Source organism: Vibrio sp. THAF64 (assembly GCF_009363455.1).
GTDB classification, from domain to species: Bacteria; Pseudomonadota; Gammaproteobacteria; order Enterobacterales; family Vibrionaceae; genus Vibrio; species Vibrio coralliilyticus.
Genome location: NZ_CP045355.1, coordinates 3,131,340 through 3,145,704, shown reverse-complemented (window position 1 = coordinate 3,145,704; position 14,365 = coordinate 3,131,340). Strand labels below are relative to the sequence as shown.

14 protein-coding genes are annotated in these 14,365 nt (G+C 44.4%); all 14 read left to right on the top strand.

Features of this window, described 5'->3' with window-relative positions:
* The first annotated feature begins 4 nt into the window (after nt 1-4).
* Nucleotides 5-1,225: a type II secretion system F family protein gene (locus FIU99_RS14635; RefSeq protein WP_006958290.1), complete on the top strand. Its 1,221-nt coding sequence runs from the start codon at nt 5-7 to the stop codon at nt 1,223-1,225.
* A gap of 1 nt (nt 1,226) precedes the next feature.
* On the top strand, nt 1,227-1,688 hold the full coding sequence (locus FIU99_RS14630; protein ID WP_006958289.1) for a hypothetical protein: 462 nt from the start codon (nt 1,227-1,229) through the stop codon (nt 1,686-1,688).
* A gap of 77 nt (nt 1,689-1,765) precedes the next feature.
* Nucleotides 1,766-2,341, top strand: coding sequence for a prepilin-type N-terminal cleavage/methylation domain-containing protein (locus FIU99_RS14625; protein WP_006958288.1), 576 nt, complete (start codon nt 1,766-1,768; stop codon nt 2,339-2,341).
* A gap of 31 nt (nt 2,342-2,372) precedes the next feature.
* Nucleotides 2,373-2,834: a type II secretion system protein gene (locus FIU99_RS14620; RefSeq protein ID WP_006958287.1), complete on the top strand. Its 462-nt coding sequence runs from the start codon at nt 2,373-2,375 to the stop codon at nt 2,832-2,834.
* Between the two features lie 155 nt (nt 2,835-2,989).
* Nucleotides 2,990-3,490 carry a prepilin-type N-terminal cleavage/methylation domain-containing protein gene (locus FIU99_RS14615; RefSeq protein ID WP_006958286.1) on the top strand — a complete coding sequence of 167 codons (501 nt, stop codon included), beginning with the start codon at nt 2,990-2,992 and terminating at the stop codon, nt 3,488-3,490.
* A 25-nt stretch (nt 3,491-3,515) separates the two neighbouring features.
* On the top strand, nt 3,516-4,046 hold the full coding sequence (locus FIU99_RS14610) for an MSHA biogenesis protein MshD (RefSeq protein WP_236612152.1): 531 nt from the start codon (nt 3,516-3,518) through the stop codon (nt 4,044-4,046).
* The gene (locus FIU99_RS14605) at nt 4,043-4,819 is read left to right on the top strand and encodes a PilW family protein (protein WP_172974066.1); all 777 of its coding nucleotides are present in this window, start codon (nt 4,043-4,045) and stop codon (nt 4,817-4,819) included. Before FIU99_RS14610 ends, FIU99_RS14605 begins: the two co-directional genes overlap by 4 nt.
* A complete protein-coding gene (locus FIU99_RS14600) occupies nt 4,791-5,210 on the top strand; it encodes a hypothetical protein (RefSeq protein WP_038509458.1) in 420 nt (139 codons plus the stop codon). The genes FIU99_RS14605 and FIU99_RS14600 overlap by 29 nt, the downstream gene beginning before the upstream one ends.
* Nucleotides 5,200-9,687: a DUF6701 domain-containing protein gene (locus FIU99_RS14595; RefSeq protein ID WP_152472332.1), complete on the top strand. Its 4,488-nt coding sequence runs from the start codon at nt 5,200-5,202 to the stop codon at nt 9,685-9,687. The genes FIU99_RS14600 and FIU99_RS14595 overlap by 11 nt, the downstream gene beginning before the upstream one ends.
* A gap of 154 nt (nt 9,688-9,841) precedes the next feature.
* Nucleotides 9,842-10,885 (top strand): rod shape-determining protein, encoded by a 1,044-nt coding sequence (locus tag FIU99_RS14590; RefSeq protein ID WP_004747218.1) that lies wholly within the window; start codon nt 9,842-9,844, stop codon nt 10,883-10,885.
* Between the two features lie 57 nt (nt 10,886-10,942).
* On the top strand, nt 10,943-11,830 hold the full coding sequence (gene mreC / locus FIU99_RS14585; protein ID WP_006958281.1) for a rod shape-determining protein MreC: 888 nt from the start codon (nt 10,943-10,945) through the stop codon (nt 11,828-11,830).
* Nucleotides 11,820-12,308 (top strand): rod shape-determining protein MreD, encoded by a 489-nt coding sequence (gene mreD / locus FIU99_RS14580; RefSeq protein ID WP_006958280.1) that lies wholly within the window; start codon nt 11,820-11,822, stop codon nt 12,306-12,308. Before mreC ends, mreD begins: the two co-directional genes overlap by 11 nt.
* 3 nt (nt 12,309-12,311) lie before the next feature.
* The gene (locus tag FIU99_RS14575) at nt 12,312-12,872 is read left to right on the top strand and encodes a nucleoside triphosphate pyrophosphatase (RefSeq protein ID WP_006958279.1); all 561 of its coding nucleotides are present in this window, start codon (nt 12,312-12,314) and stop codon (nt 12,870-12,872) included.
* A 22-nt stretch (nt 12,873-12,894) separates the two neighbouring features.
* The gene (rng, locus tag FIU99_RS14570) at nt 12,895-14,364 is read left to right on the top strand and encodes a ribonuclease G (protein ID WP_006958278.1); all 1,470 of its coding nucleotides are present in this window, start codon (nt 12,895-12,897) and stop codon (nt 14,362-14,364) included.
* The last annotated feature ends 1 nt before the right edge of the window (nt 14,365 follow it).

Here is a 14,365-nt window from a genome sequence, read left to right as displayed (position 1 = left end):
AATCATGCCAGTATTTAGTTATCAGGGACGAAATTTAGACGGTACTGCCGCTACTGGGCAGGTTGATGCGCCTAATGAAGAAGCTGCTGCTGAGTCTCTGATCAATAAAGGTATCATTCCTACCTCTATCAATTTAGGCGGTGGTGGGCGCGCCTTTGAGTTGGATATCAGATCATTGCTTACACCTTCAATTCCGCTGGAAGTGCTGGTGATCTTTTGTCGTCAGTTGTATAGCCTGACCAAAGCGGGTGTCCCTTTGCTTCGCTCCATGAAAGGGTTGACCCAAAACAGCGCCAACAAACAGCTGAAACAAGCCTTGGAAGAGGTCACCCAGGAATTGACTAACGGACGCAGTTTATCGGCGTCAATGCAGATGCATTCCAAGGTCTTTAGCCCGCTGTTTGTTTCAATGATCAATGTTGGGGAAAACACTGGTCGATTGGATCAGGCTCTGATGCAACTGGCCAATTATTATGAGCAGGAAGTGGAAACTCGCAAGCGTATCAAGACAGCAATGCGATACCCCACCTTTGTTATTAGTTTTATCGTTGTGGCTTTGTTTGTCCTGAACGTGAAAGTGATTCCGCAGTTTGCGAGTATGTTTGCTCGTTTTGGAGTCGATTTACCATTACCAACGCGCATTCTCATTACGACATCGGAGTTTTTTGTCAACTATTGGGCATTTATGTTGGCGTGTATCGTGGGCTTGATCTTTGCGTTCAAAGCTTGGGTGAGAACGGAAAAAGGCCAAGAAAAGTGGGATAAGTTTCGTTTACGCATGCCAATTATTGGTGATCTTGTTAATCGAGCGCAGCTTTCCCGTTTTTCTCGCACTTTTGCGCTAATGCTTAAGGCTGGTGTGCCTTTGAATCAGTCATTAGCTCTCTCTGCGGAAGCTCTAGAAAATAAGTACCTCGAGAATCGTTTGTTGGAAATGAAATCTTCAATTGAAGCAGGGGGAACCATTTCAACGACGGCGAGTAATAGCCAAGTGTTTACCCCCTTAGTGCTGCAAATGCTGTCCGTGGGTGAGGAAACCGGACGAATTGATGAGTTATTACTTGAAGCGGCTGATTTTTATGATCGTGAAGTTGATTACGATTTGAAGACGCTGACAGCACGAATAGAGCCTATATTATTAGTAGTGGTTGCAGGCATGGTATTAATACTGGCACTAGGTATTTTCCTACCAATGTGGGGTATGTTAGACGCTATTCAAGGTTAATATGGCGAACAATATAGAGCGTTCAAGATTGGTACTCTGGCTGTTGGCTATTATTATTTTGATGATGAGCTTTGTTTTGGTGCTGGAGAAATTAGAAAAGGATGTCGATGATGCGGCCTTTTTACTTGCCAGTAAGAGGATTATAGAAAGAGCAAGTTTTTATAAACAGCAGTGGATGCTTAAAGGCCAGCAAAAAATATTGACTATTGGAGAAGAAAACCTAACGTTTTCAAAGACTGGCTGGGTTTTACCAGAGAAATTAGGAAATAGTAATCAGTGTAAGTCATGGCTTTCGACATTATATCCAGAGCAGCGGATTATGGATTCAATTCCACTCAAGGTAGTTAATCGCTCTGAATTAAATAGTTATCGATGTGACTATATTTACAATCAGGAAAAATCGATTCATATACAACTAGTAGATAATAAATTTACAGTGAGTGTCGGTTTTTCGGCAAGGTGATTTTGTTGACATATTTGTGATGGCTATATCGTGGATATCTCGTATAATACGTTGTACTAAATAGCGAGTTTATAATTATGCATAATAAGCAATTCGGTTTTTCGTTAGTTGAGCTTGTTGTTGTCATTGTCGTCGTCGGTTTACTGGCCGTTGCGGCTTTGCCACGCTTTTTAGATGTGACTGACGAAGCGAAGAAAGCCAGCGTTGAAGGCGTGGCTGGTGGTTTCGCGACTGGAGTGCTATCAGCACGTGCTCAGTGGGAGGCTGAAGCTCGTCCTTCAGTGACCGTGAACGCAGAAACCTATAACACTGTTAATTATGATGGTGTTGATTTTTGGTTAACTCGCTCTAAAAACAGTAGTAATGCTGACACTGGTTTTAGAGATGGCTACCCGTTTGGGTTAAATACAGATAACACGAGTTTTCCGGCAAGTTTGACGGATCAGATTTGTATCGACTTGATGGGAAACCTATTACAAAACCCACCAAGTGTAGACACTGTATCGAATGCCAACGCCAACACAAATATAAAGTATTCAGCTCAGGCTGATGATTCTAATGACACTTGTACTTACATTCAGAAAGAAGGTGGTACGAATCATCAGTTTGTATATGAGATTAAAACCGGTCGCGTGACCGTGACATTGCAGTAGTACTGCGGATTAACATAGAGAGATAGAGACTATGAAAAAACAAGGCGGTTTCACCCTAATCGAATTAGTGGTGGTGATTGTTATTCTAGGTATTCTGGCAGTAACTGCAGCACCTCGTTTTCTTAACCTGCAAGGAGATGCGCGTGAAGCATCTCTACAAGGATTGAAAGGTGCTATTGATGGTGCTGCTGGTATCGTATATGGCAAAGCTGTTATTGATGGTCAAGAGACTGCTAGTGCAGCTGCTGGGACCTCAGTTGAGGGGGTTTTGACAAGATATGGTTACCCGCTTGCGACAACTGGCGGTATAGGGGCAGCAGTTGTTGGTCTAGATTCAGATTGGGATGTAATAGCAAGTGTGGCAAACACAAGTATTACATACAGCTTTAGTGGCTCTACTGATACAACGTGTGCTGTTACTTACACACAGGCTAGTGGGACTTCTACTGCGAGTGCAGCTTCTACAACTGTAGCTACAGGTGGCTGTAACTAATTATTAAAGAAAAGGCCAGCTTTGCTGGCCTTTTCTTTGTCATGCTCTCACACAGAACTAACCTCTTACTTCTTCTCAAAATCTACACAAATCACCTCACTGATAGCTTTTCTAATTTATAATCAAATTAGAAAAATTAGCTACTTAGGTATCTTATGAATGCTAAGCCTTGTCGAGGCTTTACGTTAATTGAACTTATTATGGTCATTGTGTTGCTTGCAGTGGTATCAGTCTATGCTGCTAGTCGCTACGTAGGTAAAAGCAGCTTTGATGCACAATTAATGGAAGAAGCTGTTTTATCGTCTTTGCGGTTAACTCAGCTTAGGGCAATGAATCGTAATGGTTTATGTAGTCGCTGGTTGGTCATTGATAATCAGGCTATTCACGTTTCGCCAGCCGTATCATCTGGCGGCTGTGCAATCGTATTCCCATCTGATACCAGCGACAGTAGCTACGTTGATGCTGCTGGAGACGACGTGTCATTAACGATCAGCACCAATGGTTCAGAAAATTATGTCGATTTTGACAGTCTAGGTCGTCCTTCGCAGTGTTCAACTACTGATTGTACTGTGACTATTCAGGGCCAATCTGGCACCAGCCGATTTATTTGTATCAATTCAGAAGGTGGTATTTTTGCGAACCCGACAAGTTGCTAAATATAACGGTTTTTCGTTATTGGAGATGGTGATTGTTATCGTGATCATTGGTATTGCTATCAGTGGTGTGTCGATTGCGCTATTTCCTAAAGGTAAACAAAGTGCCGATCAAGTATCGTCGGTTAAAGCGGCTGAGTTAGGTCGTGCGGTGTTGGACGAAGTGTTAGGTCGTAATTTTGATCAGAACTCGGGTCCGAATGGCGGTTTACCTGAATGTGTCATCGTTGCTGCCGTCGGCCGAGATTTATGTACAGATGCTACTGCCCTTGGCACAGATCCAGGAGAGACAAATAAAACGCTGTACAACGATGTCGATGACTTTGACGGACTGAATGGGGTGGTTCAAGACGTATTAGGTGAAGACCTTAGTGACGACCTTAGTGATGGCTACCAAGGATACAATGTATCTATAACGGTTTTCTATGAACAAGACGTCAGTGGAACCATGCAAGGCACGGAATCCTCCACCATAACAAACTATAAGCGAATTACCGTCACTATTACTGATCGTCAGGGGAACACTTACCCATTCGCGGCGACAAAAGGGAATTTTTGATGCGTGGCTTTACTCTGATTGAAATGGTTGTTTCCATTACTTTGTTAGGCATTGTTGGTCTGTTTGTCGGCGAAGTGGTGCGTCAATCATTGGTATTGTATTCAGATTCATCAAATCGTGAAGCATTAATTCAGCAAGGCCGCTTTGCCACTGAAAGGATGCGTAGAGAAATTCGCGAAGCGATTCCAAATAGTGTTGTGGTAGCGAATAACTGTATTGAAATTTTGCCAATTACAAATAGTGCCATATATATGGATCTTCCTATGGCTTTATCGGTCTCTTCGTCAATCAGAGTGCTCCCAGTGGTTAAAAGTATTGCCGCGGGCGAGCGTATTGTGGTGTATCCAACCGATAGTGCTGAACTGAGAGAAGATGTGGATGGTTCTGGCCAAACCGCTCAAGTCAGTACCACTGTCGATTTTGCTGCAAGTGGCGCGATGACGTCTATGGTGGATGTTGACCTGACAGTGAGCACCGGTTTTACGACATTGAGCCCAGCAGATCGCCTTTATTTCTATCGTGAACCAGTCGCATTTTGCCTAGTTGGCAATGAGCTACTGCGGTATTCCGGCTATGATCTAGATAGAGCGACTTTAACGCCTGCATTATTAGGTACTGGAGTTAGGGTTGCTGGAAATCTTAATCAGGTCAACTTTGTTGTTGCTGATCCCCAGTTGCAACGTAATGGCCTAGTTAAAATGGAGCTGACCTTCGTCGGTAATGGAGAGCAGGTTAGGTTTGATCATGATGCGCTTATCTACAACACGCCGTAGGCAGCAAGGGAGCGGCTTGCTGCTGGTTATTTTCATCATTGTCGTAGTGGTGGGTTTTATGGCGGCGATCGCAAATCGGAACCAAGAACGCAGTAGTGATCAACTGATTGCCTCAGTAATTGGTACGAGAGCGGAAATGGCAGCGCGTTCTGCAGCGCAGGTAGAAATAAGTCGCTTTTACCAAAATGGCAGCTGTCAGGTTGGTGTTCAACAAACGATTAACTTTAACGGAGTCGGTTTATCTCAATGTTCGGCGTCGGTTACCTGTACCTCTTTGGGTACATTGGATAACAATGTTGAGGTGTTTCAATTGGTTTCCACTGGAAGTTGCGTGGTTGGAGATTGGCAATTGCAAAGAGTGATAGAAGTTGGAGTACGCGATGATGCCTAGAATATTCTTAATTTTAGTCGCGTTATTGGCGACTCCTGTTTTGGCTCAGGAGTATGTGTTATCGCAAACGCCTTCTGAACGCAGCTTGCCACCATGTTCTTCGGGTAATTGGTCTTTATCTTTTGGTTCGGGAACGGATACTTACCGCTGTCAAAACGGTAAGGTAGAACTCTCTTCTAATGACACTATTCGCGCTACCGATAATTCGATATTAGATGCCGATGATGGTTTTAGCTTCGATGGTGGCAATACGGTCGGTAATGCCACTTATACCATTGATCTTGAAGCAAGCTATGGCTCATTCGATTGGTCAGAAAGTAACAATAAGCTATACGGGCGCTTTGATGCCAACAGCAGCTCGGTATCGCTAAAAGATGTTGAGATGACTGGTGGAATTATTACTGGTGGCGATGTAGTCCTTGAAGACAGTAACATCGGTGGTGCAGTTCGTTCTAATAACAACAAAGTTGAGCTGAAAGGGACGGAAGTTACGGGCAGTGTTTTTGCTAATGGTGACATCAATATCGAAGAGTCTTCTAAAGTCACAGGTAGCGTAACGACTCCAAATAATAAAGTGACGGTTAAGGATTCTGAAGTTACTGGTGATATTGATTCTAATGGCGATCTCACCATTGAAGATTCTAATATCATTGGTGATCTAACGTCTTCGAACAATAAAGTCATCGTTAAGGATTCAGATGTTTATGGTGATGTGAGCGCCAATGGTGAAATAACGATAGAAGACTCTGTCGTTATTGGTGACCTGACCAGTACCAACAACCACATTAAGCTTGAAGACGGCTCGGAAATTGTTGGTGATGTGACAGCTGGGCAACCCAACTGGGGAACTGTTTATGTTAATGACGGCAGCACTGTTGAAGGCACTTGTCTGTATCAGCAGTCGCCAGCGAATTCTTGTGGTGTTGATGCATTGCCAGATCCTGTAGCGCTGTACCATCTTGAAGAATCTACTTGGAATGGTACTGCTAATGAAGTCAAAGATGAGTCTGGTAACAATTTACACGGGCGCGCGATTAATGGTGCTTTAACTGCGACATCAACGCCAGCTCTACCTACTATTGATAGCCTAGGTACATGTGGCTATGGATACTTTGAGCACGACAATAATCAGTATGTTGAAGTCGCTGATAACAGTTTACTGGATGTTAGCAATAGGCTGACTGTCTCGGCTTGGATATATCCCACCAGCTCTCCAAACTCAGGGGGCCTGTATAGTGTTATCTCTAAAGACACCAATTTTGAACTCCACTTAGATAGCAATAGGCGCTTGTTCTGGTGGTGGCAAGAAAGCAATGGCACCACGCGCTCATTGACGAGTACTGAGCAAATTCCATTGAATGAATGGACTTTTGTTACTATTCGCTATCGAAATCAAAATACACGAGCACAGATTTATATCAATGGTGAGCGTAAAGGAGCTTATAGCTCAAATTTAAATCGTCAGCTCCGTACAAATTCAAATCCACTTCAGATTGGTCAGGATCAAAACGTGTCTGGCCGAGCTTTTGATGGCGCTATCGATGAAGTTCAGATTTTTGATCAGTATTTAACACCTCAACAGATCCGCCAGCTATATCGTCAGCGTCATACCTGTAGTAATACACCAACGCTGCAGTGTTTTAGTGATGATTTCAATTCAGGCTCACTATCTAATCTCTGGGTGACGTCGACAAGTAGCGGCTCTTTCATGCCAGGTGTAATTAGTAGTCGATTGCGTTTTACTCAAGCGGTGCAAGATCAAGCGACGTCGTCGACTTATCAGCGTCTATTCCCAGCTAAGGATAACTTGGTTGAAATAGAGTTTGATCATTTTGCCTATAATGGTTCCGGCGCGGATGGTATTGGTGTCGTGCTTTCAGATGCTCTTGTTACTCCAAGAGCTGGCGCATTTGGTGGGCCTCTAGGTTATGGCTTTAAACCTAACGAGCCCGGATTTGCTGGTGGTTGGCTCGGCGTAGGTATTGATGAATATGGTAACTTTTCCAATGAAGGCGGGCAGGGTAGTGACCCAGGGCGGAGACGCCAGTCGGTAGCATTGCGTGGTTCCGGCGTTGATGAAACGGGTTATCGTTATCTAGCGGGCGCGTGTAACAATGGCCAAACTAACCAGAATGGTAACTGTTTGTCGCCAACAGTCGATAACAATAATTCTGGTGCGGTGCATCGTTATAAGATTGTGGTGGATTCTCGGATCACAAATGAATCGCAGGTGGAAATTTCACGTAAGATCGGTAACGGTAGCTGGCAGTCTATTGTCGGGCCAATCAATGTCTTAGATAGTCAATACAACCAAGCTGCGGTGCCAGATGACTTCTTGCTCTCAATTACGGGCTCTACCGGCAGTGTGACCAATATCCACGAGATTGATAACTTCCAGGTTTGTGCGCTGCAATCACGCCCTATAGAAGATCAAATCGATCATTTTCGAATCACCCACACAGGACAAGAACTCACTTGCAATGCAGAAGAAGTTACCGTTAGAGCCTGTAAGAATTCAAGTTGTAGCGAGCTATATACTGATTCAGTAACTGCAACTCTTTCTCCGGCGACAGTTGATGGGGGAGGAGGATGGATCGGTGGAAATGTGAAAACTTTTTCTGGCGGCTCAGGGACTTTCTCTATCAGAAAGAACCAACCGGGGACTTTAACCTTGGGTGTGACGGGCTCGACTCCTCCAGCTAGGCCTTTCTCGACCAATTTGTGTAATGACGGCAGTGGCTTGGGTGCAGATAATTGTGATGTGGTGTTTTCTGACAGTGGTTTTGTGATTGATGTAGAAGATAAAGTCTCAAATGAATCAGTTACTGCACAAATAAGGGCGGTAAAGAAAAGCGATAACTCTCAGCAATGTGTTCCAAGTTTTGGCAGTGTATCCAAGAACATCAATTTCTGGAGCTCGTATGTTGATCCTGTTAGTAGTGAAATTAAGGGTAGCCCTCAGGTATCGATTGATTCTAATGCTATTGGAACAACAGAGGGTGATGCGACTGCACTTAATCTATCGTTTAACAGTTCAGGCGAAGCCTCATTTACCCTTAACTACCCAGATGCTGGGGAGATTCAGCTAAATGCTAGCTATATTGGAACGGGTGATGAAGACGGTTTGGAAATGACAGGGAGTGAGAATTTTGTTAGATATCCAAAATATCTAGCTGTTGTAGCGGACTATTCAGGTAATGATGGTGAATGCATAGCCGCAGATACCTCATGCGACGTTTTTACAGCAGCAGGAGAAACATTCGACTTAAAGGTCACGGCTTATGGTGAAGATGATGTAGTGTTATATAACTACAAGCATAGTGATATTGAAATTACTCATGAACTTATTGCACCTGTTGGTAAAGAGTTAGGTACGCTAGGGGTACAGGAATATAATCATGTCCCACAAGATTCAGGAACTAACGTTATCGAACAGACGATTTCTGAAGTTGGAGTTTTTGATATAACCGTAACACCAACAACTACTTTTCATGGCTATACGATTTCACCCGTCTCTACAGGTAACTTAGGGCGCTTTATCCCTGCTTATTTCGCAGTCTCAATTCCACTTCCCCCCGTATTGGATGCGTTTTGTGGTGGGTTTAGCTATATTGGGCAATCTTTTAACTACTCAACAGAACCACAGCTCGATTTGTCTCCGCAATCAGCAAGTGGCTCAGACGTTAAAAATTATCTAGATGATGGGTGGTGGCGTTACAGCAATCAGTGGGGTTATCATACGTATAACGCCGCAAGCGGTAACCCTACAATTTCTATTGACACGTCATCAATACCTAGCCCAAGTGTTGAGAGAAATGCTACGAATGATAGTAAAGTAGTGCTCAAAAATGAGCATATTTTATACACCAAAGATACAACGCCAATAAATCCATTTACTGCTGACTTTCAACTCGAGTTAGATGAACGTGATCTTAAAGATTCCGATGGCGTATGCTTTAAATCAGCACATTCTGGGAGTAGTGATGATTGTCAAGGCATTACCTTTGATAATGTAGATGGCACTATGCAACTTCGTTGGGGAAGGCTGGTTATTAACGACACCTATGGCTCTGAGATTGCAACTGTAAGGCAGCGACTGGAATTGCAACACTATCAAAGCAATCGCTTTGAAACCAATACCGATGACTCATGCACCAGCTTTGGGGCTATTGGGAACTTTGTATTCACATCAGGGGAATATACGGTTGTAACTAACGGTAGCCCTACTCAGCCAGAGGTCAATGCGTCACTAGTTTCTTCTACAGCTAGCAGTGGAGAATCTTGGATAGAGTTTACTCCACCTGGATCTGGCATCACCGGAACGATCACAACTTCTCTTAATGTGAATTCATTGTTTCCATGGCTAATGGATGATGAAGATGGTGATGGTAATTTTGAAAATTCCACTTCAGGACTGACACAATTTGGTCTATACCGAGGGAGTGATCGAGTCATTTGGTGGAATGAACAGAATTAGAGACAACGAGATTTTTTCGACTTTCGTTAGGAATCTGTTAGAAATTGCGGGTTTCAGCCCATGTTTATAGTTCAATGCCTTGCTGATACGGCAAGGCATTGGTACATTTAGTGCAATTTTCTATCTTCTAATTCTTTCAGGACGAGCGAAGAATATGTTCAAAAAACTTCGTGGCATATTTTCTAATGATCTATCAATCGATTTAGGTACTGCCAACACTCTTATCTACGTCAAGGGACAGGGTATTGTCCTAGACGAGCCTTCAGTAGTCGCTATCCGTCAGGACCGTAACAGAGCAGGCAAAAGTGTCGCTGCTGTCGGCCATGCCGCAAAACAAATGCTGGGCCGTACTCCAGGTAACATCTCGGCAATTCGTCCTATGAAAGACGGTGTGATTGCAGACTTCTACGTTACCGAAAAAATGCTGCAACACTTTATTAAGCAAGTGCATGACAACAGTGTTCTTAAACCAAGCCCTCGTGTTTTGGTATGTGTACCTTGTGGCTCAACTCAGGTTGAGCGTCGTGCTATTCGTGAGTCTGCACTTGGTGCTGGCGCGCGTGAAGTTTATTTGATCGATGAGCCAATGGCGGCAGCAATCGGTGCTGGCCTACGTGTTTCTGAGCCTACGGGTTCTATGGTCGTTGATATCGGTGGTGGTACTACGGAAGTGGCGGTTATCTCGCTAAACGGTGTGGTTTACTCATCTTCAGTACGTATTGGTGGTGACCGTTTTGATGAAGCGATCATCAACTATGTTCGTCGTAACTACGGAAGCTTGATTGGTGAGGCAACCGCTGAAAAGATCAAACACGAGATTGGTTCTGCATACCCAGGTGATGAAGTTGAAGAAATTGAAGTACGTGGTCGTAACCTTGCTGAAGGTGTGCCGCGTAGCTTTAGCCTAAATTCAAATGAAATTCTTGAAGCGCTACAAGAGCCACTGACTGGTATCGTTTCCGCTGTAATGGTTGCGCTGGAACAATGTCCACCAGAACTTGCGTCTGATATTTCAGAAAATGGTATGGTTCTTACAGGTGGCGGCGCGCTATTGAAAGATCTTGATCGACTTCTAACGGAAGAAACTGGTATTCCAGTGGTTATCGCGGAAGATCCACTGACATGTGTAGCACGTGGTGGCGGTAAAGCTCTAGAAATGATCGACATGCACGGTGGCGATCTATTCAGCGAAGAATAATCGAATTGGCCTAGCAAACCACTAGGCTATTTCGAGCGATTAAGGAACTCATACTCAATGAAGCCGATTTTTGGCCGAGGACCTTCACTTCAATTACGCCTGTTTTTCGCAGTCATTATATCAGCCAGCCTTATGCTGGCTGATAGTCGTTTAGGCGCATTTGCTCAGGTACGTTATTTACTCAACAGCATGGTCGCCCCGATTCAGTATTTAGCTGATGTTCCTCGCACTATGTTTGATGGGGTCTATGAGCGTTTCAATATTCGCAAAGACTTTATGGAGAGTAACCATCAGCTTAAGCGTGAAATTCTGCGTCTTAAGAATGATATGTTGCTGCTGGATCAGTATCGTGAAGAAAACCAGCGCTTGCGTAAACTGCTGGGCTCCTCGTTTGTACGAGACGAGCGTAAAGTAGTCACTGAAGTGATGGCCGTGGATACATCACCATATCGTCAGCAAGTAGTTATTGATAAAGGCCAGATAGATGGCGTTTATGTCGGCCAGCCTGTGGCGAACGAAAAAGGGATTGTTGGTCAGGTAACCTTTGTTTCCGCCCATAACAGCCGCGTATTGTTACTTACAGATAGCCAGAGTGCTATTCCTGTCCAAGTGATTCGTAATGACATCCGTGTTATCGCGTCAGGCAACAGCAAGATAGACAGAATCAACTTAGATCATATTCCGATCAGCCTCGATATTCAGGAAGACGACTTACTGGTTACTTCCGGTTTGGGGGGAGTGTACCCAGAAGGATATCCAGTGGCGCACGTGGTGAATGTTGTCCGTGACACTGCGCGTGAATTCGCAGCGATAGAAGCTGAACCGGTTGTCGATTTTGAACGCCTACGTTATTTGCTTCTCATCTGGCCAAATGATTCTCGTCAGGACAAGATTCAACAGGCATTACCAAGTAATATGCAAGAGGTAAGCGGTAATGGCGAATAGTGTATTTAAAGGCAAAATGGTCATTGCCTTTTCGTTTTTAATAGCCTTAACCCTTCAGACTATTCCATGGCCTGGCGTATTGGATGTGTTAAGACCTTCTTGGCTGTTTCTTGTGGTTTGTTACTGGGTGTTGGCATTGCCACATCGAGTAAATGTCGGTACCGCTTTGATACTTGGCTTGCTGTGGGACTTATTGCTCGGTTCCACCTTGGGTATTCGCGGTATGATGATGTCGATCGTCGTTTATCTGGTGGCGCTTAATTTCTTGGTCTTGAGGAATATGGCCCTTTGGCAGCAAGCGATGCTAATTGGTCTGCTCTCTATTGTTTTGGATGTTCTGATTTTCTCAGGAGAATACCTGATACAGGACATTACATTTAATCTGCTGTCTCTGTGGAGTGGCTTGATAAACTGTATTCTGTGGCCGTGGTTATTCCTGTTGATGCGCAGAGTCAGACGACATTGGCATGTAAGGTAATTGATGATGAAAAAGTTGGTGTTGGCGTCAGGATCACCGAGACGCAAAGAACTGTTATCACAATTAGGTCATTCGTTTACTGTTATTCGAACCGATGTCGAAGAAAGTCAATCGTCAGATGAGAATCCAAAGCAGTACGTCGCACGCCTATCTAAAGATAAAGCGCTCGCGGGGTTAGCGCTCGCAAGTGAAGCTGTTGTCATTGGCTCAGATACCATCGTTGTTTGTGACAACACCGTTCTGGAAAAGCCCGATGATCTGGAACATGCTAAACAGATGCTGATGTCGCTGTCAGATCGTTGTCATCAGGTGATGACAGCAGTGACAGTGGCCAGTAAAGAACAACAAGAAACTGTAGTGGTGACTACAGACGTATGGTTTAAACCTATGTCAGAAAACGAGATAGAACAATATTGGCATACGGGTGAACCATGCGATAAAGCTGGTAGCTATGGAATCCAGGGTATCGGAGGCCGTTTCGTAACGCGTATTGAGGGTAGCTATCATGCTGTGGTAGGCCTCCCATTATTCGAAACGGACCAGCTCTTGCACAAATTCTTATAATTTAAAATTTTGAGGTGCGCCGATGAGTGCAGAGTTGCTAATCAACGTGACCCCGAGTGAAACTCGTGTGGCCATGATTGAAGGGGGAACCCTACAAGAGATCCATGTGGAACGTGAAGCAAAGCGCGGTATTGTCGGCAATATATACAAAGGCAAAGTCAGCCGAGTCCTGCCGGGGATGCAAGCGGCATTTGTTGATATTGGCTTAGACAAAGCGGCATTTCTTCATGCTTCGGACATTGTGCCTCACACTGAGTGTGTGGCAGAGAATGAGAAACAACAGTTTCAAGTCAGAGATATCTCTGAGCTGGTTCGCCAAGGACAAGACATTGTCGTCCAGGTGGTGAAAGACCCGCTTGGCACCAAAGGCGCACGCCTGACCACAGACATCACCTTACCTTCCCGCTACTTGGTCTTTATGCCAGGGGCGAGTCATGTCGGCGTCTCACAACGTATTGAGAGCGAAGAAGAACGCAACCGCCTGAAAAAAGTTGTTGGTCATTACTGTGATGAAGATGGCGGCTTTATTATCCGGACTGCAGCTGAAGGCGCGGATGATACCGAGCTATCTCAAGATGCCGCTTTTCTAAAACGACTCTGGTCAAAGGTCAATGAGCGCCGTTCTAAGTACAAAACACGCTCGACACTTTATGGTGAACTCGGGTTATCACAACGCATTCTACGTGATTTTGTCGGCACTGAACTGACCAAAATACTGGTTGATTCTCGCTTAGAATTTGAGAACCTCAAAGAATTCACCTCAGAATACGTACCAGAGCTGACGAGTAAACTGGAGTTATACGAAGGTGATAAGCCAATCTTCGATATGTACGACACAGAGAACGAAATTCAACGTTCTTTGGAACGTAAAGTGGAACTTAAGTCAGGTGGCTATTTGATCATTGATCAAACTGAAGCCATGACGACAGTCGACATAAATACGGGTGCATTCGTCGGTCGTCGAAATCTTGAAGAAACCATATTCAATACCAATGTTGAAGCAACTCAGGCTATCGCACGCCAACTGCGTCTGCGTAATCTGGGTGGCATCATCATTATTGACTTCATTGACATGCTTTCTGAAGAGCACCGTAAGCGTGTACTTACTTCATTAGAAGCGGCGCTCGACAAAGACAGAGTTAAGACCAATATTAACGGCTTCACCCAGCTGGGTTTGGTCGAAATGACACGTAAGCGAACACGTGAAAGTATTGAACATATCCTATGTTCTACTTGTCCAACTTGTGAGGGGCGTGGAAGTGTCAAAACCGTTGAATCTGTTTGTTATGAGATTCTTCGCGAAATCACCAGAGTTAACCGAGCGTATGAGGCGGATAAATTCGTGGTTTACGCTTCCCCTTCTGTCGCGGATGCCTTGCAAGGCGATGAATCGCACGCATTGGCAGAACTCGAGGTCTTTATTGGCAAGCAGGTCAAAGTTCAGGCAGAGCCTCTTTATATTCAAGAGCAATTTGACGTTGTCATGATGTAGG